Below are 18,299 nucleotides of genomic sequence, written 5' to 3' on the forward strand. Positions count from 1 at the left end.
GAGGACAGTGTGTTGCTGCGGGAGGGGCTGATCGGGCTGCTCACCCGGGTCGGCCACGAGGTCATGGCGGCCGTCGGGGACGCGCAGGCGCTGCTCACGGCGGTCGCCGAGCAGGAACCGGACATCGTGGTGACGGACGTACGCATGCCGCCCGGGTTCCAGGACGAGGGGCTGCACGCGGCGGTGAAGCTGCGCGAGGCGAGGCCTGCGCTGCCGGTGCTGGTCCTCAGCCAGTACGTCCAGCGGGCCTACGCCGCCGAACTGCTCGACTCCGGTGACGGCACCGGCGTCGGCTATCTGCTCAAGGACCGGGTCGGGCAGGTCGCGGAGTTCGTCGACGCGCTGCGACGGGTCGCGGACGGGGGCACGGTCGTCGACCCCGAAGTCGTACGGCAGCTGCTGCGCCGGCGTCGCGACCCGCTGGAGCGGCTGACCCCGCGTGAGCGCGAGGTGCTGGCGCTGATGGCGGAGGGCCGGTCCAACGGCTCGATAGCCCGCGAGCTGGTGGTCTCCGAGGCGGCTGTCGGCAAGCACATCGGCGGCATCCTCAACAAGCTGGATCTGCCCCCGGCGGACGAGACACATCGGCGGGTGCTGGCGGTGCTCACGTTTCTGCGGGCCTGAGCTCGGCGGCAGCCGGTACAGGGGTTCCTGTATGAGGGTTCCCGTACGGGGTTCTACAGGCTCTTGGCGAAGCAGCGGCTCGCCTCGTGGTGGCGGTAGTAGCCGAACTTCGCGGAGGGTTCGTAGCCGCTGGAGGTGTAGAGGGCGATGGCCTCCGGCTGCCTGTCGCCCGTCTCCAGGACCATGCGGGTGCGGCCGGCGCTGCGGGCGTCCTCCTCCAGGGCGGCGAGTATCCGCCGGGCCAGGCCGAGTCCGCGGGCCTCCTCGACGACGTACATGCGCTTCAGCTCGGCGTCGCCGGCCAGATAGCCCTCGTCGTTCTCCTCGTCGTGGCTGCGCCAGCCGCCGGTGGCCAGGGGACGGTCCTGCTCGTCGTACGCGATCAGGTACAGGCCGGACGGCGGGTCGAACATCGTCGGGTCGAGGTGGGTGGCGTCGCCCTCGTCGTCGTAGCGGACGGCGTACTCGGCCTGGACCTGGTCGTTCAGCTTGACGGCGTCGGGGTGGTCGAAGGAGACCCGGCGGACATTCATGCCACAGACGGTACATGTATGCATATCGCTGTCGCCAGGTGTTTTCGCTCTCCGGGTATCGTGCCCGCGTGCTGACAGTGACCACTGTGAATGTGAACGGACTCCGCGCCGCCGCGAAGAAGGGCTTCGTGGAGTGGCTGGCCGAGACCTCCGCCGACGTGCTGTGCCTCCAGGAGGTGCGCGCCGAACCGCAGCAGTTGCCGGAGTCGGTCCGCGCGCCCGAGGGCTGGTACGTCACACACGCGCCCGCCGCCGCCAAGGGCCGTGCAGGCGTCTCCCTCTTCACCCGCCGCGAGCCCGACCGCGTCCAGGTCGGCTTCGGCTCCGCCGAGTTCGACGGCAGCGGCCGGTACGTCGAGGCCGACCTGCCCGGCGTCACCGTCGCCAGCCTGTACCTGCCGTCCGGCGAGGTCGGCACCGAGCGGCAGGACGAGAAGATCCGCTTCATGGACGAGTTCCTGGCCTATCTGAAGGGCCTGCGGGAGCGGGCTGCTGCTGATGGGCGCGAAGTGGTTGTCTGCGGCGACTGGAACATCGCCCATCAGCCCGCCGACCTCAAGAACTGGCGCGCCAACCAGAAGAACTCCGGGTTCCTGCCGGAGGAGCGGGAGTGGCTCGGGCGGGTGCTCGACGCGGGGGAGGGTGGATACGTGGATGTGGTGCGGGCGCTGCATCCGGATGTTGAGGGGCCGTACTCGTGGTGGTCTTACCGGGGGCGGGCGTTCGAGGCGGATGCAGGTTGGAGGATCGATCTCGCCGTCGCGACCCCGGGGCTTGCGGGGAAGGCGGTCAAGGCATTCGTGGAGCGGGCCGCCAGCTATGACGAGCGGTGGTCGGATCACGCTCCTGTGACGGTCGTCTTCGACATGTGACGCGGGGTGCGGGGGTGCACCGAACCTTCAGGGGGTCTCTCGCCGATTGAGTTGACGGTCCAGCGCCAGTGAAAGTTCCGCCTCCACCACCCGGCGCGCCAGCGGTCGCAGGCGGGCCGGGTCCGATTCCGGGGCGTGGGCGAGGATCATGTCCGTGAAGATCTCGGCCAGGGCGTCCGCGTGGTCGCGTACCCGTTTGCCCGCCGCCAGGACGGCCGACAGCGGGATGCCCTCCTGGACCAGCGCCGACGACGCGTCCAGGAGGCTGCGGCTGATGTGGACGATCTGCTCGCCGTCGGTGCCCAGGTAGCCGAGGTCCATCGAGGCCGCGAGGTTCTCGGGGGTGGCGTCCGGGCCGAAGCGGTCGGCGAGTTCCTCGGGGGTGAGGCGGACCGGGGTCTCCTCGGTGGGCGCTCCGAGGCCGAGCAGGTCGGCGACGTCGCGGCCGTGGTCGAAGGCCTCGGCCAGTTCCGCGATGCCGTTGAGGGTGTGCCCGCGTTCCAGCAGCGCCGAGATCGTGCGCAGGCGGGCCAGGTGGTGGTCGCCGTACCAGGCGATGCGGCCCTCGCGGCGGGGTGGCGGGATCAGTTTGCGTTCGCGGTAGAAGCGCAGCGTGCGGACGGTGATGCCGGCCAGCCCGGCCAGCTCCTCCATCCGGTACTCGCGCCCCTCGGCGTTCTCTGCGTCTGCCACGTCGGAACCCTATGGCGTACCGGCGGTAACTTTCTCTCCCGCACCCCCTACCCATCAGTACGGGCCTCCTCTACTCTCCCCATTGCGCCAGTGTTCACTGGCGCGGTCGCGCAGGGAAGGGCATCGGCATGGCCGAACAGGAAGCCGAACACGAACATGTGCGGGTGGCGGTGATCGGGTCCGGGTTCGGGGGGCTCGGGGCCGCCGTGCGGCTGCGCCGCGAAGGGGTCACCGACTTCGTCGTGCTGGAGCGGGCCGGCAGCGTCGGCGGGACCTGGCGCGACAACAGCTATCCGGGGTGCGCCTGTGACGTGCCCTCCCACCTCTACTCCTTCTCCTTCGCGCCCAACCCCGACTGGCCGCGCGCCTTCTCCGGGCAGGAGCACATCCGTGCCTACCTGGAGCACGTCACCGACGTCTTCGGGCTGCGGCCCCATCTCCGCCTCGACTCCGAGGTGAAGACGATGACCTGGGACGCCGGCCGGCTGGTGTGGGTGGTCGAGACCAGCAGCGGGACCCTGCTCGCCGATCTCGTCGTCTCCGCCACCGGGCCCCTCTCCGACCCCAAGGTGCCGGACATCCCCGGACTCGGCACCTTCCCCGGCAAGGTCTTCCACTCCGCCCGCTGGGACCACGACTACGACCTGCGCGGCAAGCGGGTCGCGATGGTCGGGACCGGGGCCTCCGCCGTCCAGATCGTCCCCGCCATCCAGCCCGACGTCTCCCGTCTCACCCTCTTCCAGCGCACCCCGCCCTGGGTGATGCCCCGCATCGACCGGGCCATCGGAAACGCCGAGCGCGCCGTGCACCGCGCGCTGCCCTTCACCACCCGGCTGCGGCGCGGACTCCTTTGGGGCGTAAGGGAGTTGCAGGTCCAGGCGTTCACCAAGCGTCCGGGCGAGCTCGGGGTTGTGGAGCAGCTGGCCAAGCGCAACATGCGCCGCGCCGTCAAGGACCCGGCCCTGCGCGCCAAACTCACCCCCGACTACCGCATCGGCTGCAAGCGCATCCTGCTGTCGAGTGCGTACTACCCGGCGCTCACCCGGCCCAACGTGGATGTGGTGGCCAGTGGGTTGAGCGAGGTGCGGGGGTCCACTGCCGTCGGGGCCGACGGGAGTACGGCCGAGGTCGACGCCATCGTCTTCGGTACGGGGTTCCACGTCACCGACATGCCCATCGCCGACCGGGTCGTCGGCGCGGAGGGGCTCACACTCGCCGAGGCCTGGGGGGAGGGCGGAATGCGGGCGCTGCGCGGGGCCTCGGCCGCCGGGTTCCCCAACTGGATGACGATCATCGGGCCCAACACCGGCCTCGGGAACTCCTCCATGATCCTGATGATCGAGTCCCAGCTGAACTATCTGGCCGACTACCTACGGCAGTTGGACCTTCTCGGGGGCCGGGTGGCTCTTGATGCCCGGGCCTCCGCCGTCGACGCCTGGAACGACCGGGTGCAGGAGCGGATGCGGCGCACGGTGTGGAACACGGGCGGGTGCAGCAGCTGGTACCTCGACGACAGCGGACGCAACACCACCATCTGGCCCGGTACGACGTCCGAGTTCCGGCGGGCGACCCGGCGCGTGGATCTCGCCGAGTACGAGGTTCTGCGGGCGGCCGGCAGCTCCGGTACCGGAACCGGCGCAGAGGGCGCCAACTCCCCTGTCGAGGTGGCCGCGTGAGCCGGCTGACGTCCGTGACGGACGGCCCGTACGCCCCGCCGGTCCCCGCCCGTGTGCTCACGGCCGTCTCCGCCGACGGCACCCGGCTGCATGTCGAGGTGCACGGCGCGGAGGACGGACCCGTGGTCGTCCTCTCGCACGGCTGGACCTGTTCCACCGCCTTCTGGGCCGCCCAGATCCGCGAACTCGCCCCCGATCACCGGGTGGTCGCCTACGACCAGCGCGGCCACGGACGGAGTCCGGCGAGCCCCGTCTGCAGCACCGACGTACTCGCCGACGACCTGGAGGCGGTCCTCGCGGCCACCCTCGCGCCCGGCGAGAAGGCCGTGGTCGTGGGGCACTCCATGGGCGGGATGACGGTGCTGGCCTCGTCCGCGCGGCCGGGGTTCCGGGAGCATGCGGCGGCCGTACTGCTGTGCAGCACCGGCAGTTCGCGGCTGGTCGCCGAGGCGCTGGTCGTGCCGATGCGTGCCGGGCGGCTGCGCACCTGGCTCACCCGGCGGAGCCTCAGTTCGCGCGCGCCGCTCGGACCGGTCACGCCGGTCTCGCGGCGCATCCTCAAGTACGCGACGATGGGAGCCGGTTCGTCGGCCGCCATGGTCGAGGCGTGCGCCCGGATCGTGCACGCGTGCCCGCGCAAGGTGCGGTACGCGTGGGCGCGGGTGCTGGACGGGGTTCAACTCGAAGCCAACGTACGGGAGTTGACCGTGCCGGTCGCTGTCGTCGTCGGTACGGCCGACCGGATGACCCCGCCCGTTCACGCGCGGGCGCTGGCCGCCGCACTGCCCCGGTGTCACGGTGTGACCGAGCTGCCCGGGATCGGGCATATGACGCCCGTCGAGGCGCCGGGGGCGGTGACCGGTGCGATACGTGAACTCACGGAGAAGTATGGGCAGTTGGGATCGCCGGGTACCCGGGCCGACAGCAGTGTACGTATCGAGGAGGGCGCATGAGCAGGGTCGGTCTGGACGGGCAGGTCGCTGTCGTCACGGGGGCCGCCCGGGGGGTCGGAGAGCTGCTCGCGCGCAAGCTCTCCGCTCGCGGGGCCAAGGTCGCGCTGGTCGGGCTTGAGGCCGACGCGCTCAAGCAGGTGTCGGAACGGCTGCACACCGACAGCGGGTACTGGCACGCCGACGTCACCGATCACGAGGCGATGTCCCGGGTGGCGGAGGAGGTCAAGGAGCGGTTCGGGAAGGTCGACATCGTCGTCGCCAACGCCGGGGTCGCGAACGGCGGGCCCTTCGCCGACTCCGATCCGGAGTCGTGGCGGCGGGTCATCGAGGTCAATCTCATCGGGTCGGCGGTCACCGCACGGGCGTTTCTGCCGGTGCTGATGGAGAGCCGGGGGTATCTGCTCCAGATCGCGTCCCTGGCGGCGATCACTCCGGCGCCGATGATGACCGCGTACTGCGCGTCCAAGTCCGGCGTCGAGGCGTACGCGCACTGTCTGCGGGCCGAGGTCGGGTACAAGGGCGTCCGCGTGGGGGTCGCGTATCTGTCCTGGACCGACACCGACATGGTGCGGGGGGCCGACCAGGACGACGTCATGCGGGAGTTGCGGCAGCGGCTGCCCTGGCCGGCGAGTAAGACGTATCCGCTGGGCCCGGCCGTCGACCGGCTCGTGGCGGGGATCGAGCGGCGGTCCAGTCATGTGTACGGGCAGTGGTGGCTGCGTGGGATGCAGGGGGTACGGGGGTATCTGCCGGGGCTGATCGGCGCGGTGGGGCAACGGGAGGTCGGGCGGTTCTCGGGACGGTTGCAGGGGATGGGCACCGGGCTCGTGGGTGCGGGCGGGGCGGCGGACGAGGATGCTCGGGCGCGGAGGGCGGACGCGGGCGGTGACAGTACGTGACCGATCGAAATGCGCGCTTTGTCCGGGCGTGCAAATCTGGTCGAGCCCCCATCCCCTCACCCACTTACGGGAGTGAACCCACATGGGCATGAAGGACGAGATGCAGGACAAGGCGCGACAGGCCAAGGAGAAGATGGAGCAGGCCCGGAAGGGCCAGCAGGGTCAGCGCCAGGAGGGTCAGCGTCAGCCGGGCCAGCCGGGTCAGGAGCGCCGCGAGCGTCGCCAGGGCCAGGAGGAGACTCCGGAGCGTGGGCGTCGGAGCGACGAGGACACGCAGCGGGCGATGCGGGACGAGGACGACCGGCTCAGCCAGGACCACGACATCTAGTCCTGGCCTGAGCGGTTGACGTGGGGTGCCCTCTGTTGTGCCGAGGGCACCCTGCGTTTTTGCTTTTGGGGTGCGTTTGCCGGGTGCAGGGGACGGTGGGGGGTTGTCGCGCAGTTCCCCGCGCCCCTGGGTGGGTGACGTGACCGGAGTTCTGGCTCAGGAACGCGGCGGGAGCTTCGGCCTTGCGCGGTTGGGGATCTCGTCGTAATTCGGAGGGGTTGCCGCGGGGTGGGTGTCGAGGAGGGACAGGGCCAGTTCGATGGCGTCGTCCATTTCCACGTGGCGGCCCTCCGCCCAGTCCAGGGGGGTGCGCAGAACCTCCAGGTCCGGGGCGACGCCCTGGTTCTCCACCGTCCAGCCGTACGTGTCGAACCAGGCCGCGTTCATCGGAACCGTGATCACCGTGCCGTCGCCCAGGCGGTGCCGGCCGGTCATGCCGACCACCCCGCCCCACGTCCGCTGGCCCACGACCGGGCCCAGTTCCAGCAGCTTGAAGGCCGCCGTGATCATGTCGCCGTCGGAGGACGTCGCCTCGTCGGCGAGGGCGACCACCGGTCCCCGGGGGGCGTTCGAGGCGTACGAGACCGGCTGGGCGTTGCGTGTCAGGTCCCAGCCCAGGATCGTGCGCGTCAGCTTCTCCACGACCAGTTCGCTGATGTGGCCGCCCGCGTTGCCGCGCACGTCGACGATGAGGGCGGGCCTCGACACCTCCATGCGCAGGTCGCGGTTGAACTGGGCCCAGCCCGAGCCGCCCATGTCGGGGATGTGCAGGTAGCCGCACCGTCCGCCGCTCAACTCCCGTACAACTTCCCGGCGTTGGGCCACCCAGTCCTGGTACCGCAGCGGACGTTCGTCGACGAGGGGGACGACCGCGACCCTCCGTGCCGTGCCCTCGCCCTCCGCCGGCGTGAACGTCAGCTCCACCGTCGTACCGCCCGCCCCCGCCAGCAACGGGAACGGCCCCGTCACCGGGTCCACCGGGCGCCCGTCCACATGGGTGAGCAGCGCGCCCTCCCGGATTCCCGAACCGGCCAGCGGTGAGCGGGCCTTGGAGTCGGAGGAGTCGCCGGGGAGGATCCGGTCCACCATCCAGCCGCCCTCCCTGCGCACGAAGTTGGCGCCCAGCAGGCCCTGCCTGCGCTGGTAGTGGGGTGGGCCCTCGTTGCGGCGGGCGGCCGTCACGTACGCGTGGGAGGTGCCCAGCTCGCCCAGAACCTCCCGCAGCAGGTCCGCGAACTCGTCGGGGGACGCGACCCGTTCGACCAGCGGGCGGTACTGCTCCAGCACCGCGTCCCAGTCGATGCCGCACATCCGGGGTTCCCAGAAGTACGCGCGGATCAGCCGGCCCGCCTCCTCGTACGACTGGCGCCATTCCGCCGGGGGATCGACCTCGTGCAGGACCCGGCGCAGGTCGATCCAGACGGTCGTGTCGCCGTCGCCCGGGTCGGTGGACGGCACCGCACGCAGCTCGTCGTCGTCCACGACCACAACCCGTGAGGCGTCGCCGCTCACCGCGAACCAGTCGAGGTGGTCGACGAGTTCGGACTTCTTGGCCTTGCTGATGTTGAAGTACTCGAGCGTAGGCCGGCCGCTGGTGTCGGCCGGGTTGGCGAACGTCTCGCCCAGCGCGCCCGAGATCGGCCAGCGCAGCCACACCAGCCCGCCGCCCGCGACCGGGTACAGCGCCGAGTACTTGGAAGCGGTGACCGGGAAGGGCGTCACCCGGCTCTCCAGGCCCTCGGCCTCGACGGTCACCGTCCCGTCGGCGCCCTCGTCCTCGGCGGGGTCCAGGCCACCGGCGGCCGGGCGGCCGTCGGGTGACAGGGCGAAGGGGGAGGGGGTGGCGGAGGAGAGGGGTACGAGGTAGGGGCGGCAGCCGAGCGGGAAGGAGAGGTCGCCGGTGTGGACGTCGTACACCGGGTCGAAGCCGCGCCAGGAGAGGAAGGCGAGATAGCGGCCGTCCCTGGTGAATACCGGGTTCTCGTCCTCGAAGCGGCCGTTGGTCACGTCGACGATCAGGCGGTCCTTTATACGCGCCATCTTGATCTGGCGGAGGGAGCGGCCGATGCCCGGATGGGACCAGGTCAGCCAGGCGCCGTCCGGGGAGAAGGCGAGGTCTGTGACCGGGCCGTTGAGGGAGCAGATCAGCTCGGTGACCTCGCCGTCCGACTCCTCCGCCGCGTCGATCAGGAAAAGCCGGCCGTCGTGGGCGGCGATGGCGAGCCGTTCGCCCGCCGGATCGGACACCAGTTCCAGTACCCGGCCCAGCTCGCCCGACGCCAGCCGCCTCGGTGCCCGCTCCCCGCTGGCCCTCGGCAGATAGGCGATCTCGATCGCGTCCTCGCCCTCCGCGTCCGTGACGTACGCGACCTGCCCGCCCGAGCCGAGCATCTCGGGCAGCCGGACCCGTACCCCGGGTGTGTCGGTGATCGTCCTCGCCGGGCCGTCACGATGTGTCAGCCAGTACAGGCTGCCGCGTACGACGACGGCGCTCGCGCGGCCCGTCTCGTCGACCGAGATGCCGTCGACGTGCTGCGCGGCGGGCACCTGGTACGTACGACGGCCCGCGCGCGGCCCCCCGAGCCGTACGTCGAGGCGCCGGGGGAGGGAGCCGGCGGTCAGGTCGTCGACGATCCACAGGTCGCCCGCGCACTGGTACACCACCCGGGTGCCGTCGCTGGAGGCGTGCCGGGCGTAGAAGGTGTCGTGGTCGGTGTGACGGCGCAGCCCGGAACCGTCGTACGCGCACGAGTACAGGTTGCCGACGCCCTCGTGGTCGGAGAGGAAGGCGATGCGGCCGCCGGCGAACATGGAGGAGTGGAGGTGGCCGTCGAGGCCGGGCAGGAGACGTTCGCCGTGCAGCCAGAGTCGGCCGGTCGCGCCGCCCCGGTAACGCTTCCAGGCGGCGGGCTCGTGGGGCGGGGTGCCCGTGAGGAGGAGGGTCTTCCGCTCCCCTGCGATGTCCGCGACCTGGATGTCGGAGACCGGGCCCCAGGGGAGCCGGCCGCCGGGGCCGCCGTCAGGGGGGACGCTGTAGGCCCAGGTGAAGTAGGAGAAGGGCTGGCCGTGGGAGGCGACGGCGAGGATGTCCCCGTCCGGGGACCAGCCGCAGACCTGGGTGTCGGCGCTGCCCCAGTAGGTGAGCCGCCGCGCGGGGCCGCCGTCCACCGGCGCCCGGTGGATCTCGGGCACGAGACTGCGCCAGCTCGTGTACGCGATGTGCCGGCCGTCGGGCGAGAAGCGCGGGTGCCCGACTTTCGTACGGTCGACGGTGAGCCGCCAGGCGCGGCCGTCGGTCCCGGGTGACCCCCGCCCTCCGTCTCCGTCGAGGCGGGCGAGCCAGAGGTCGTCCTCGGCGACGAAGCACAGCAGGTCGCCGCTGAGATGGGGCAGGCGCAGGTAGCTCACCTCCCCATGCTTTTCCGGTTATGGGGTCCCAGCAACTTCGGACCCCGTCATTCATGAGATATCTGGTACCGAGGGCGGCACGGGCGCCCTTCCGTGAGCGAGGACACGTACGAAACGGTTTCGTTTCTGTGCTTCTCAGGGTATGTTCATCCACGTAGGGCGGAGCTGTACGAATCGGTGTCGTCCGACACCGGAGCCGGAAAGGGTGAGTGGCATGACCGAGGTCGCAACGGCGCGTCGTAGTCGGATCACTCCCGAGCGCGAGGCCGAACTGTACGGCGCCACGCTCGACCTGCTCCGGGAAGTCGGCTACGAGGCACTCACCATGGACGCCGTCGCCGCCCGTACGAAGTCCAGCAAGGCCACGCTCTACCGCCAGTGGGGCGGCAAGGCCGAACTGGTCGTCAGGGCCATGCGGCACTTCAAGCCGGGTGGCGCCATCGCCGATGTCGACACCGGGTCCCTGCGCGGCGACTTCCACGACCTGCTGCTCCGCGAGGACGACTGCGCCATGGAACAGAGCTCCGCGCTGATGCGGGCTCTGGGCATGGCGATCCACGGCAACCCGGATCTCCTCCAGGCGTTCCGGGAACTGCTCGTCGAGCCGGAGATGGTGGAGTTCCGCAAGGTGATGCAGCGTGCCGTCGACCGTGGGGAAGTCAGCGCGGACAACCCGGCGGCCGACTATGTGCTGCACATGATGATCGGCGGCTTCGTGGCCCGCACGCTCATCGACGAAAGGCCACCGACCCAGGCCTACCTGCGTGACTACATCGACGCCGTGGTGCTCCCCGCCCTCGGCGTGCCGGTTCCGTAGGACAGCCCGTCTCCGACCAGCCGAACCAGCCCTCTGAACACCCCCACTTGCACCTGACGCGACCGCTCTCGTCGTCGGGCTGATCACCCCTGCGCCCCAACAGGCCGATCAACCCTGCCCTGTTGCTGTTAAACGACCTGACCGGGAGTACGCCCTCGTGGCCACGTTCCTCTACAAACTCGGCCGGCTCGCCTTCAGGCGACGGCATTTCGTCGCCCTGATCTGGGTGGCGCTGCTGACGCTCGCGGGAGTCGGCGCGGCCAGCGCGCCCGCCGCGGGCACCACTTCCTTCTCCATTCCCGGTACGGAGGCCCAGAAGGCCTTCGACCTGCTGGAACAACGCTTCCCCGGTGCCAGCGCCGACGGAGCGACCGGGCGCATGGTCTTCAAGGCGCCCGAAGGCCAGAAGATGACGGACGCCGACAACAAGGCGACCGTCGCGAAGGCCGTCAAGGGACTGGGCGACGGCTCCGAAGTCGTCTCCGTCACCGACCCGTTCACCACGAACGCCGTGAGCCAGGACGGAACGGTCGCCTACACGTCGGTGAAGTACAAGCTTCCCGGCATGGAGCTCTCGGACTCGACCAAGGACGCCCTGGAGGCCGCCGGGGACGATGCCCGGGCCACCGGGCTGACCGTCGACGTCGGGGGTGACGCGCTCCAGGCCGCGTCCGAGCCGGCGGTGATCGGAGAGATCATCGGCATGGCCATCGCCGCCGTCGTCCTCGTCGTCACCCTGGGGTCACTGGTCGCGGCCGGACTGCCGCTGCTGACGGCGATCGTCGGCGTCGGTATCGGCGTCTCCACCATCACCGCCCTCGCCAACGCGCTCGACCTCGGCGACACCACGTCGACGCTCGCGCTGATGCTCGGTCTCGCGGTCGGTATCGACTACGCGCTGTTCATCGTCTCCCGCTACCGGAGCGAGCTGGCCGACGGGCGCGAGCGTGAGGAGGCGGTCGGTCGCGCCACCGGCACCGCCGGCTCGGCGGTGGTCTTCGCGGGCCTCACGGTCGTGATCGCCCTCGCGGGCCTCGCGGTCGTCAACGTCCCGATGCTGACCAAGATGGGCCTCGCGGCGGCGGGCACGGTCGTGATCGCCGTACTCATCGCGCTGACCATGATCCCGGCGCTGCTCGGGTACGCGGGCCGGAAGGTCCAGCCGGCCGGCGAGAAGAAGAGCAAGAAGAGCAAGAAGAGCAAGAACGACGAGCAGAGCGAGGGGCTCGCCGACGACAAGGGCGACACGTCCGAGAAGCAGGCCAGGCCCAACATGGGCACCCGCTGGGCGCGCTTCGTCATCCGCCGTCCGGTCGCCGTGCTGCTGTTCGGTGTGGTCGGTCTGGGCGCGATCGCGGTGCCGGCCACCCAGCTGGAGCTCGGTCTGCCCGACGACGGCTCGCAGCCGACGTCCACGACCCAGCGCAGGGCGTACGACCTGCTGTCGGAGGGCTTCGGCCCCGGCTTCAACGGCCCGCTGGTGATCGTGGTCGACGCCAAGGGCAGCGACGACCCGACGGCCGCCTTCGGTGACGTGGCCGACGGGATCAAGGGCCTCAAGGACGTCGTGACGGTCACCCCGCCGGCGCCCAACAAGGCCGGTGACACCGCGACGATCACCGTGATCCCGGGCTCCAAGCCGTCCTCGATCCAGACCGAGGACCTGGTCCACGCCATCCGTGACAAGGGCGCCGACGTCAAGGCCGACACCGGCGCGACGGTACTGGTCACCGGCACCACCGCGATGAACATCGACTTCTCGCAGAAGCTCAACGACGCCCTGATCCCGTATCTGGGTCTGGTGGTGGGCCTGGCCTTCCTCCTCCTGATCCTGGTCTTCCGCTCGATCCTGGTCCCGTTGAAGGCGGCCCTCGGCTTCCTGCTCAGCGTGCTCGCCGCGCTCGGTGCCGTGGTCGCGGTCTTCCAGTGGGGCTGGCTCGCCGGTCTGATCGGCGTCGAGGAGACCGGCCCGGTCATGTCGATGATGCCGATCTTCATGGTCGGCGTGGTCTTCGGTCTCGCGATGGACTACGAGGTGTTCCTCGTGACCCGGATGCGGGAGGCGTACGTCCACGGCGAGGCGCCGGACGAGGCCATAGTGACCGGCTTCAAGCACAGCGCCCGGGTCGTGGTCGCCGCCGCGATCATCATGATGGCCGTCTTCGGCGGCTTCGTCGGCGCCAGCGACTCGATGATCAAGATGATCGGCTTCGGCCTGGCGATCGCGGTCTTCTTCGACGCGTTCGTGGTCCGCATGGCGATCGTCCCGGCGGTACTGGCCCTGCTGGGCGCGAAGGCCTGGTGGCTCCCGAAGTGGCTGGACCGCGCACTCCCCAACGTGGACGTGGAGGGCGAGGGGCTGCGCGCCCTGGACGACGACCGTCCCAAGGACGAGGACCGGGAACTCGTACGGGTCTGAGGCGGTCGCGAGCAAGGCAGCAAGGTGAGGAGGGGCACCCCGCGGTGTGGCGGGGTGCCCCTCCGGCACTCCGCACCTCACCCCTGACTCTCGTCCCGCCCCCGGAATTCGTTCGTGACGCATCTGTCCGCCAGCTAACGTGCCGGGCATGACCACGTCTTCCCGTTTCGCCGGGGCCCTCGATGAGCTGGGCCTCGGTGAACTCCACTCCCGTGTCCGCCGGTTCCCGGACGAGACCCGTACCGCCGCCGAGGCCGCCGCCGCGATCGGTTGTGAGCTGAGCCAGATCTGCAAGTCGCTGATCTTCTCCGCCGACGGCGTCCCGGTCCTCGTCCTCATGGACGGCGCCTCCCGCGTCGACGTCGAGCTCGTCCGGCGCGAACTCTGCGCCGCGAAGGTCACCCGCGCCAAAGTGGACGTCGTACGGGAGACCACCGGGTACGCCATCGGGGGCGTGCCGCCCTTCGGGCACAAGACCAGGACCCGTGTCCTCGCGGACCGTTCGCTTCTGGAGCACGACGTCGTCTGGGCCGCCGCCGGTACCCCGTACACCGTGTTCCCCATGGAACCGAAGGCTCTGATCGCGCATGCCGGCGCCACCCTCGTGGACGTGCGGGAGTCGGCGTCCTCGTGACGCCGGTCGTCACCGCCGCCGTACTGCTCGCCGCCGTCACGCACGCCTGCTGGAACGCGCTCGCGCACCGCATCACCGACAAGCTGGTGGGGTTCACGCTCATCGCCGGCGGGGGCACGGTGATCGGGCTGGCCGCCGTGCCGTTCCTTCCGCTCCCCGCTGCCGAAGCGTGGCCGTATCTCGTCGCGTCGGCTTTCATCCACGTCGCCTACTACGTGCTGCTCATGCGGTCGTTCCGGCTCGGTGACTTCGGGCAGGCGTATCCGATCGCGCGCGGTACCGCGCCCCTGGCCGTCACCGTGCTCGCCGCCGTGTTCGCGCACGAGGTGCCCGACGGATGGGCGGCGGCCGGAATCGCCGTGTCCTGTGCGGGACTTACCGGGGTCGCGCTGTGGGGGCTGCGCGGGCGTCGGCCCAACTGGGCTGCGATCTGGGCTGCGTTGGCGACCGGGCTGTCCATCGCCGCGTACACCGTCGTCGACGGGCTGGGCGTACGGGCCTCGGGTTCCGCGCTCGCCTACATCGCCTGGCTGATGGCCCTGGAGGGCATCGCCATCCCCGTCTACGCGTTGTACCGGTGGCGGGGCCAGTTCCTCGCGACGGTGCGGCCCTTCGCGGCCGTCGGGCTGCTCGGGGCCGCGTTGTCCGTGGCGGCGTACGGGCTGGTGCTGTGGGCGCAGACGCGGGCGGAACTCGCACCCGTCGCGGCGTTGCGGGAATCGTCGATCATCGTCGGCGCGGCCATCGGCGCCGTGTTCTTCAAGGAGCGGTTCGGGGCGCCGAGGGTGGCTGCGGCCGGGCTGCTCGTCATCGGGATCGGGCTGATGCTGCACGCCGGGTAGGGAGACCCGCGAACCCCGCGGTCACGCCGGCGCCGCGTAGCAGCGGACCTTCACCCGCTGCCCCGGGCCCCACTCCTGCTCGACCTCCGCCGCCAGCAGCGTCCAGCCCAGGCGCTCGTACAGGGCCGCCGCCGCGACGGCGGTACGTTCGAACACGGCCGTCCCATCGGCCGGGCCGCCCGCACGAGTGCCGTACTCAGGAGGTACGGGTACTGATCTCACTGGATGTCACGCAATACGCGCCGCACAGTCCACCAGATCACACATCGCGCTGGGCCCAGTTCGAACCTTGTGACAGGGACTCGGCAACTGCTTCACTGTGGCGACCTACGGGCCGTGCGGCGGCATTTCGCAGTCTCCGCTGCCCGTCATCCAGGAAGCGTGAGGCATGAACGATTCAGCGCTGATCACGACCGGCTTGCCCGTCGCGCTCACCATCATCATGTTCGGCCTCGGGCTCTCGCTCACCACTGCCGACTTCAGGCGCGTGGCCCGTTCCCCGAAAGCGGTCGCTTTCGCCCTGACCGTGCAGATAGTGGTGCTACCGCTGCTCGCCTTCGGTCTGGTCGAAATGTTCGACGTGGACCCGCTGCTCGCAGTGGGCGTGATGCTGCTGGCCGCGTCCCCGGGTGGCACCACCGCCAATCTCTTCAGCCACCTGTTCCGCGGGGATGTGGCGTTCAACGTCACCCTCACTGCGATCAATTCCGTGCTCGCAGCCGTCACCATCCCCCTCATCACCAACCTGGCCATCAGTCACTTCGATGCCGAGGGCGACCTGGGACTGCAGTTCGGCAAAGTGTTGCAGGTGATCGCCATCGTGCTCATCCCGGTCGGGCTCGGCATGCTCGTCCGGAAACGCTCCGCGGACTTCGCCGCCCGAGCGGACCGTCCGGTCCGTGTCTTCTCCATCGTCATCCTGGTCGCGGTGTCCCTGGGGGCGCTGCTGGGAGAGCGGGAGAACCTTGCGGACTACCTTCGCCAGGTCGGCCTGGTCACCGGCATCTTCTGTCTGGCGAGCCTCGGTATCGGCTACGGCGGTGCCAGGGCCCTTCGCCTGAATGAGCCTCAGGCTGTCGCCAGCGCCATGGAGGTGGGGATTCACAACACCACTTTGGCCCTCACCATCGCACTGAGCGTCCTCGACAGCACCGCGGTGGCGGTTCCCAGTGCTGTCTACTCGGTTCTCATGTACGTACTGGCGACGGCCTTCGGCTACGCCATCACCCGGAATCGCTCGGGAATCCCTCGACGGCGGGCTGAGCCCGTGAGGGCGACGGGGGCCGGAGACGCTCAGGCACTCGACCCGTCCGACTCCGCCGGCTGAACCTCGCCGGCCGCCGCGCGGACGCAGTCACGAGGTTCAGCTTCATGACCTGCTCTGCGAGTTCGACTCGACTCGAAAGGTGCGGATACGGAACGGGACGGTGTTCGCGGCGCTGCTGTCTGTCGTACCTGTCGTACCTGTCGTACCTGTCATCCGGGCATGAAAGCACGGACGCCGGACAGGTCGTGGAGGCGCATGCTGTTGCGGTCGGTCACCGAGCGGCCGAGGGCGTGATGCGGCCACAGGCCTCCCGCCGTGAGGCGGCTGCGCTCGACCCAGGCGCGGGCCGGAACGCTGCTGTTCTTGTAGTAGTTGAGGGCGTAGCCGCCGGTGTGGATCCGGAGGAGGCAGAAGCCGCCCGGGTAGTCCTTGACCGCGCTGACCTCCTGCTGGGTCACGTGCGGGGCACTGGTCAGGACCGTGCGCTTGTTGCGGTGGGTGTGGCCCGCGTGGTGAAGAAAGACACCGGGGGAGGCCGAGTAGGAGTCGACGATCTCCCTCGCCTGGGCGCGGTCCAGGCGCTGACCTCGGCCCATCGGGAAGACCGAGTCCCGTGTGGTCAGCGGGTGGTGGCCGAAGACGATGGTCGGCTGGTCCCGGTCTGTCCTCAACTGGGCCCTGAACCAAGCCAGTTGCTCTGTGCTCAGGCCGCCCGAGTCCCCGCCGTTGCCGTTCTTCTCGTAGGTGTCCAGGCCGATCAGACGCAGGCCGCCCAGGTCGCGCGCGAAGTAACCGGGGCCGTCGGCGCCGCCCAGGAAGCCGTCGCGGAAGGAGTCGTCGGGGTGTCTCGGGCGGTCGTGGTTGCCCCGTACGACGAAGTAGTCCCGTCCGTGGGTGCCGAAGCCGTCCAGGATGCGGCGGGCCTCTGCCAGGTCCTGCGGTGCGCCGGCCGCCGAGATGTCCCCGGCGGCGAGCAGTACGTCCGCCCCGCGCCGGTGGGCCTCCTCGACCATCGCCCGGCTCATGATCTCCGGGTACGGGTCCAGGCCGGGCGGCTGCGAGACGCCGCGCAGCATCGGTACGCCGGCCACCCGGCCCGCCGTGGTCTCGCCGAGGTGCAGGTCGTTGCAGAGCGCGATGGAGAGGAGGTGGCGGCCGGGAGGCGGCTGGGGGGTCGTGAAGGAGTACGGGCCGCCGTGCGAGCCCAGGCCGTGCAGCGAGGTGCCCACGGCGTTGCCTCGGACCAGGTGCAGGGGCGTCGGTGTGGCCGCCCGGCCGCGCGAACGGGCCTGGTAGTAGTACGTCTGACCCGGTTCCAGATCCGTCAGCTCGACGTGGTGGTGGGCGGTCGGGTGGTCCTCCGACGCCGTGCGGTTGAGGTGGGCCGGGTGGGTGCCGTACACGACCTCGCCCTCGGTGACCGCGGGGACCAGGTGGCCGAAACCGTCGTCGGTGCCGGGCACGGCCGTGTACCAGGTGATGACGGCGCGGTCCTCGGTGAGCGTGACCAGCTCCAGGTTGAGGGCGGTCACGACGTCGGAGCGGGTGAGACGTTCCCGGCGCGCGGCGAGCGCGGAGCGGAGTACCGCGGGCGTGAGGAGCGCGCCGGAGCGGACGAGGTCGCCGGGGGAGGGGAACGCCGCCAGAGCGGCGAGGGGAGCGGAGAGGCAGCAGCGCATGATCGGAACGTGCCCGTGGCCCGTCAACAACTGCCGTGAAGGCAGAGGCGGCACGAGGAACGGGGCACGACAACAACTCCTTGGCGTCAGCACGGGGTCTTCTGCAGCGTACGGGCGGGGGGAGAGCGGGCGTCCCTCGCACGGGGCGATCGCGACGAACGTCACACAACGGACGCCGCGTGTTTCCGCGGTGCGTGCCACCCCCGGCACACATGCGTGGCGGGGCGGACAGGAGCACCCTGGAATCAGAGGTACCGGAGGTGAACGTCATGACGCACACCGCAGTGGGATGGCATGTCGAGCTGGAGTTCGAGGAGGACGAGCAGCGTACGAGGGCCGCGGCCCTCGTACGGCTCGCGGACGGGAGCGAGGTACGGGCCAACGGGTACGCCAGCCGTCACCGGTCGGACGAGAATCAGCCGCGCGTCGGCGAGGAGATCGCCGGGGCGCGCGCCCTCAACGAACTGGCGATGAAGCTACTGACAAAGGCACACGACGAGATCGACGAGGCGTCGGGGCGTAGGTCGCGCTCGCTGGCGCTCGGATAGTCCGCTCGGTGGGGCGGTGGGGGACGGTACCCGTGGTCCGTCCCCGGCTCCCAGGACTCCGTTGGGAAAGGGACGAACCGTCGAACGAGGTGGTCGCCCCGGTCGCG

Annotated in this window: 17 protein-coding genes; 12 read left to right on the forward strand and 5 right to left on the reverse strand. The window is 70.4% G+C overall.

The window, feature by feature from the left end; all coding sequences use genetic code 11:
• Positions 1-9: 9 nt before the first annotated feature.
• Positions 10-624: a response regulator transcription factor gene (locus tag RB628_RS09950; RefSeq protein WP_318319962.1), complete on the forward strand. Its 615-nt coding sequence runs from the start codon at positions 10-12 to the stop codon at positions 622-624.
• A 53-nt stretch (positions 625-677) separates the two neighbouring features.
• Here RB628_RS09950 and RB628_RS09955 read toward each other — a convergent pair whose 3' ends face one another.
• Complete coding sequence (locus RB628_RS09955) at positions 678-1,157, reverse strand: GNAT family N-acetyltransferase (RefSeq protein ID WP_318319963.1); 480 nt, start codon at positions 1,155-1,157, stop codon at positions 678-680.
• 68 nt (positions 1,158-1,225) lie between these two features.
• Here RB628_RS09955 and RB628_RS09960 point away from each other — a divergent pair, with 68 nt between their 5' ends.
• The gene (locus RB628_RS09960; protein WP_318319964.1) at positions 1,226-2,029 is read left to right on the forward strand and encodes an exodeoxyribonuclease III; all 804 of its coding nucleotides are present in this window, start codon (positions 1,226-1,228) and stop codon (positions 2,027-2,029) included.
• A gap of 27 nt (positions 2,030-2,056) precedes the next feature.
• Here RB628_RS09960 and RB628_RS09965 read toward each other — a convergent pair whose 3' ends face one another.
• The gene (locus RB628_RS09965) at positions 2,057-2,683 is read right to left on the reverse strand and encodes a MerR family transcriptional regulator (RefSeq protein ID WP_318319980.1); all 627 of its coding nucleotides are present in this window, start codon (positions 2,681-2,683) and stop codon (positions 2,057-2,059) included.
• 167 nt (positions 2,684-2,850) lie between these two features.
• Here RB628_RS09965 and RB628_RS09970 point away from each other — a divergent pair, with 167 nt between their 5' ends.
• The 4 genes from RB628_RS09970 to RB628_RS09985 all read left to right on the forward strand — a co-directional run bounded on the left by RB628_RS09970 (position 2,851) and on the right by RB628_RS09985 (position 6,578).
• A complete protein-coding gene (locus RB628_RS09970) occupies positions 2,851-4,398 on the forward strand; it encodes an NAD(P)/FAD-dependent oxidoreductase (RefSeq protein ID WP_318319965.1) in 1,548 nt (515 codons plus the stop codon).
• Positions 4,395-5,351, forward strand: coding sequence for an alpha/beta hydrolase (locus RB628_RS09975; RefSeq protein WP_318319966.1), 957 nt, complete (start codon positions 4,395-4,397; stop codon positions 5,349-5,351). Before RB628_RS09970 ends, RB628_RS09975 begins: the two co-directional genes overlap by 4 nt.
• Positions 5,348-6,250, forward strand: a complete 903-nt coding sequence (locus tag RB628_RS09980; RefSeq protein WP_318319967.1) for an SDR family oxidoreductase — start codon at positions 5,348-5,350, stop codon at positions 6,248-6,250. The genes RB628_RS09975 and RB628_RS09980 overlap by 4 nt, the downstream gene beginning before the upstream one ends.
• 82 nt (positions 6,251-6,332) lie before the next feature.
• A complete protein-coding gene (locus RB628_RS09985; protein WP_318319968.1) occupies positions 6,333-6,578 on the forward strand; it encodes a hypothetical protein in 246 nt (81 codons plus the stop codon).
• 156 nt (positions 6,579-6,734) lie between these two features.
• Here RB628_RS09985 and RB628_RS09990 read toward each other — a convergent pair whose 3' ends face one another.
• Complete coding sequence (locus RB628_RS09990; RefSeq protein WP_318319969.1) at positions 6,735-9,986, reverse strand: S41 family peptidase; 3,252 nt, start codon at positions 9,984-9,986, stop codon at positions 6,735-6,737.
• Between the two features lie 214 nt (positions 9,987-10,200).
• Here RB628_RS09990 and RB628_RS09995 point away from each other — a divergent pair, with 214 nt between their 5' ends.
• The 4 genes from RB628_RS09995 (at position 10,201) to RB628_RS10010 (ending at position 14,698) form a co-directional block, all read left to right on the forward strand.
• Positions 10,201-10,803, forward strand: a complete 603-nt coding sequence (locus RB628_RS09995) for a TetR/AcrR family transcriptional regulator (RefSeq protein WP_318319970.1) — start codon at positions 10,201-10,203, stop codon at positions 10,801-10,803.
• A 157-nt stretch (positions 10,804-10,960) separates the two neighbouring features.
• Positions 10,961-13,222: an MMPL family transporter gene (locus RB628_RS10000; protein WP_318319971.1), complete on the forward strand. Its 2,262-nt coding sequence runs from the start codon at positions 10,961-10,963 to the stop codon at positions 13,220-13,222.
• A gap of 148 nt (positions 13,223-13,370) precedes the next feature.
• Positions 13,371-13,856 carry a YbaK/EbsC family protein gene (locus RB628_RS10005; protein ID WP_318319972.1) on the forward strand — a complete coding sequence of 162 codons (486 nt, stop codon included), beginning with the start codon at positions 13,371-13,373 and terminating at the stop codon, positions 13,854-13,856.
• Positions 13,853-14,698, forward strand: coding sequence for a DMT family transporter (locus RB628_RS10010; protein ID WP_318319973.1), 846 nt, complete (start codon positions 13,853-13,855; stop codon positions 14,696-14,698). The genes RB628_RS10005 and RB628_RS10010 overlap by 4 nt, the downstream gene beginning before the upstream one ends.
• 21 nt (positions 14,699-14,719) lie before the next feature.
• Here the strand turns inward: RB628_RS10010 and RB628_RS10015 are convergent, their stop codons facing one another.
• Positions 14,720-14,854 (reverse strand): hypothetical protein, encoded by a 135-nt coding sequence (locus RB628_RS10015; RefSeq protein ID WP_412180623.1) that lies wholly within the window; start codon positions 14,852-14,854, stop codon positions 14,720-14,722.
• Between the two features lie 232 nt (positions 14,855-15,086).
• Between RB628_RS10015 and RB628_RS10020 the strand changes: the two genes are divergently transcribed.
• Positions 15,087-16,025, forward strand: a complete 939-nt coding sequence (locus tag RB628_RS10020; protein ID WP_318319974.1) for a bile acid:sodium symporter family protein — start codon at positions 15,087-15,089, stop codon at positions 16,023-16,025.
• 149 nt (positions 16,026-16,174) lie between these two features.
• Here the strand turns inward: RB628_RS10020 and RB628_RS10025 are convergent, their stop codons facing one another.
• Positions 16,175-17,644 (reverse strand): metallophosphoesterase family protein, encoded by a 1,470-nt coding sequence (locus RB628_RS10025; RefSeq protein WP_318319975.1) that lies wholly within the window; start codon positions 17,642-17,644, stop codon positions 16,175-16,177.
• A 269-nt stretch (positions 17,645-17,913) separates the two neighbouring features.
• On the opposite strand from RB628_RS10025, the gene RB628_RS10030 reads away from it, so the two are divergent.
• Positions 17,914-18,192 carry a DUF1876 domain-containing protein gene (locus RB628_RS10030; protein ID WP_318319976.1) on the forward strand — a complete coding sequence of 93 codons (279 nt, stop codon included), beginning with the start codon at positions 17,914-17,916 and terminating at the stop codon, positions 18,190-18,192.
• Positions 18,193-18,299 lie beyond the last annotated feature (107 nt).

It is taken from the genome of Streptomyces sp. ADMS (genome assembly GCF_033441795.1).
GTDB lineage: Bacteria > Actinomycetota > Actinomycetes > Streptomycetales > Streptomycetaceae > Streptomyces.

Coding starts and splice junctions, on each gene's coding strand:
- RB628_RS10020 (WP_318319974.1), top strand. CDS start 15,087: ATGAACGATTCAGCGCTGATCACGACCGGCTTGCCCGTCGCGCTCACC.
- RB628_RS09985 (WP_318319968.1), top strand. CDS start 6,333: ATGGGCATGAAGGACGAGATGCAGGACAAGGCGCGACAGGCCAAGGAG.
- RB628_RS09955 (WP_318319963.1), bottom strand. CDS start 1,157: ATGAATGTCCGCCGGGTCTCCTTCGACCACCCCGACGCCGTCAAGCTG.
- RB628_RS09965 (WP_318319980.1), bottom strand. CDS start 2,683: ATGGAGGAGCTGGCCGGGCTGGCCGGCATCACCGTCCGCACGCTGCGC.
- RB628_RS09995 (WP_318319970.1), top strand. CDS start 10,201: ATGACCGAGGTCGCAACGGCGCGTCGTAGTCGGATCACTCCCGAGCGC.
- RB628_RS10025 (WP_318319975.1), bottom strand. CDS start 17,644: ATGCGCTGCTGCCTCTCCGCTCCCCTCGCCGCTCTGGCGGCGTTCCCC.
- RB628_RS10005 (WP_318319972.1), top strand. CDS start 13,371: ATGACCACGTCTTCCCGTTTCGCCGGGGCCCTCGATGAGCTGGGCCTC.
- RB628_RS09970 (WP_318319965.1), top strand. CDS start 2,851: ATGGCCGAACAGGAAGCCGAACACGAACATGTGCGGGTGGCGGTGATC.
- RB628_RS10030 (WP_318319976.1), top strand. CDS start 17,914: ATGACGCACACCGCAGTGGGATGGCATGTCGAGCTGGAGTTCGAGGAG.
- RB628_RS09980 (WP_318319967.1), top strand. CDS start 5,348: ATGAGCAGGGTCGGTCTGGACGGGCAGGTCGCTGTCGTCACGGGGGCC.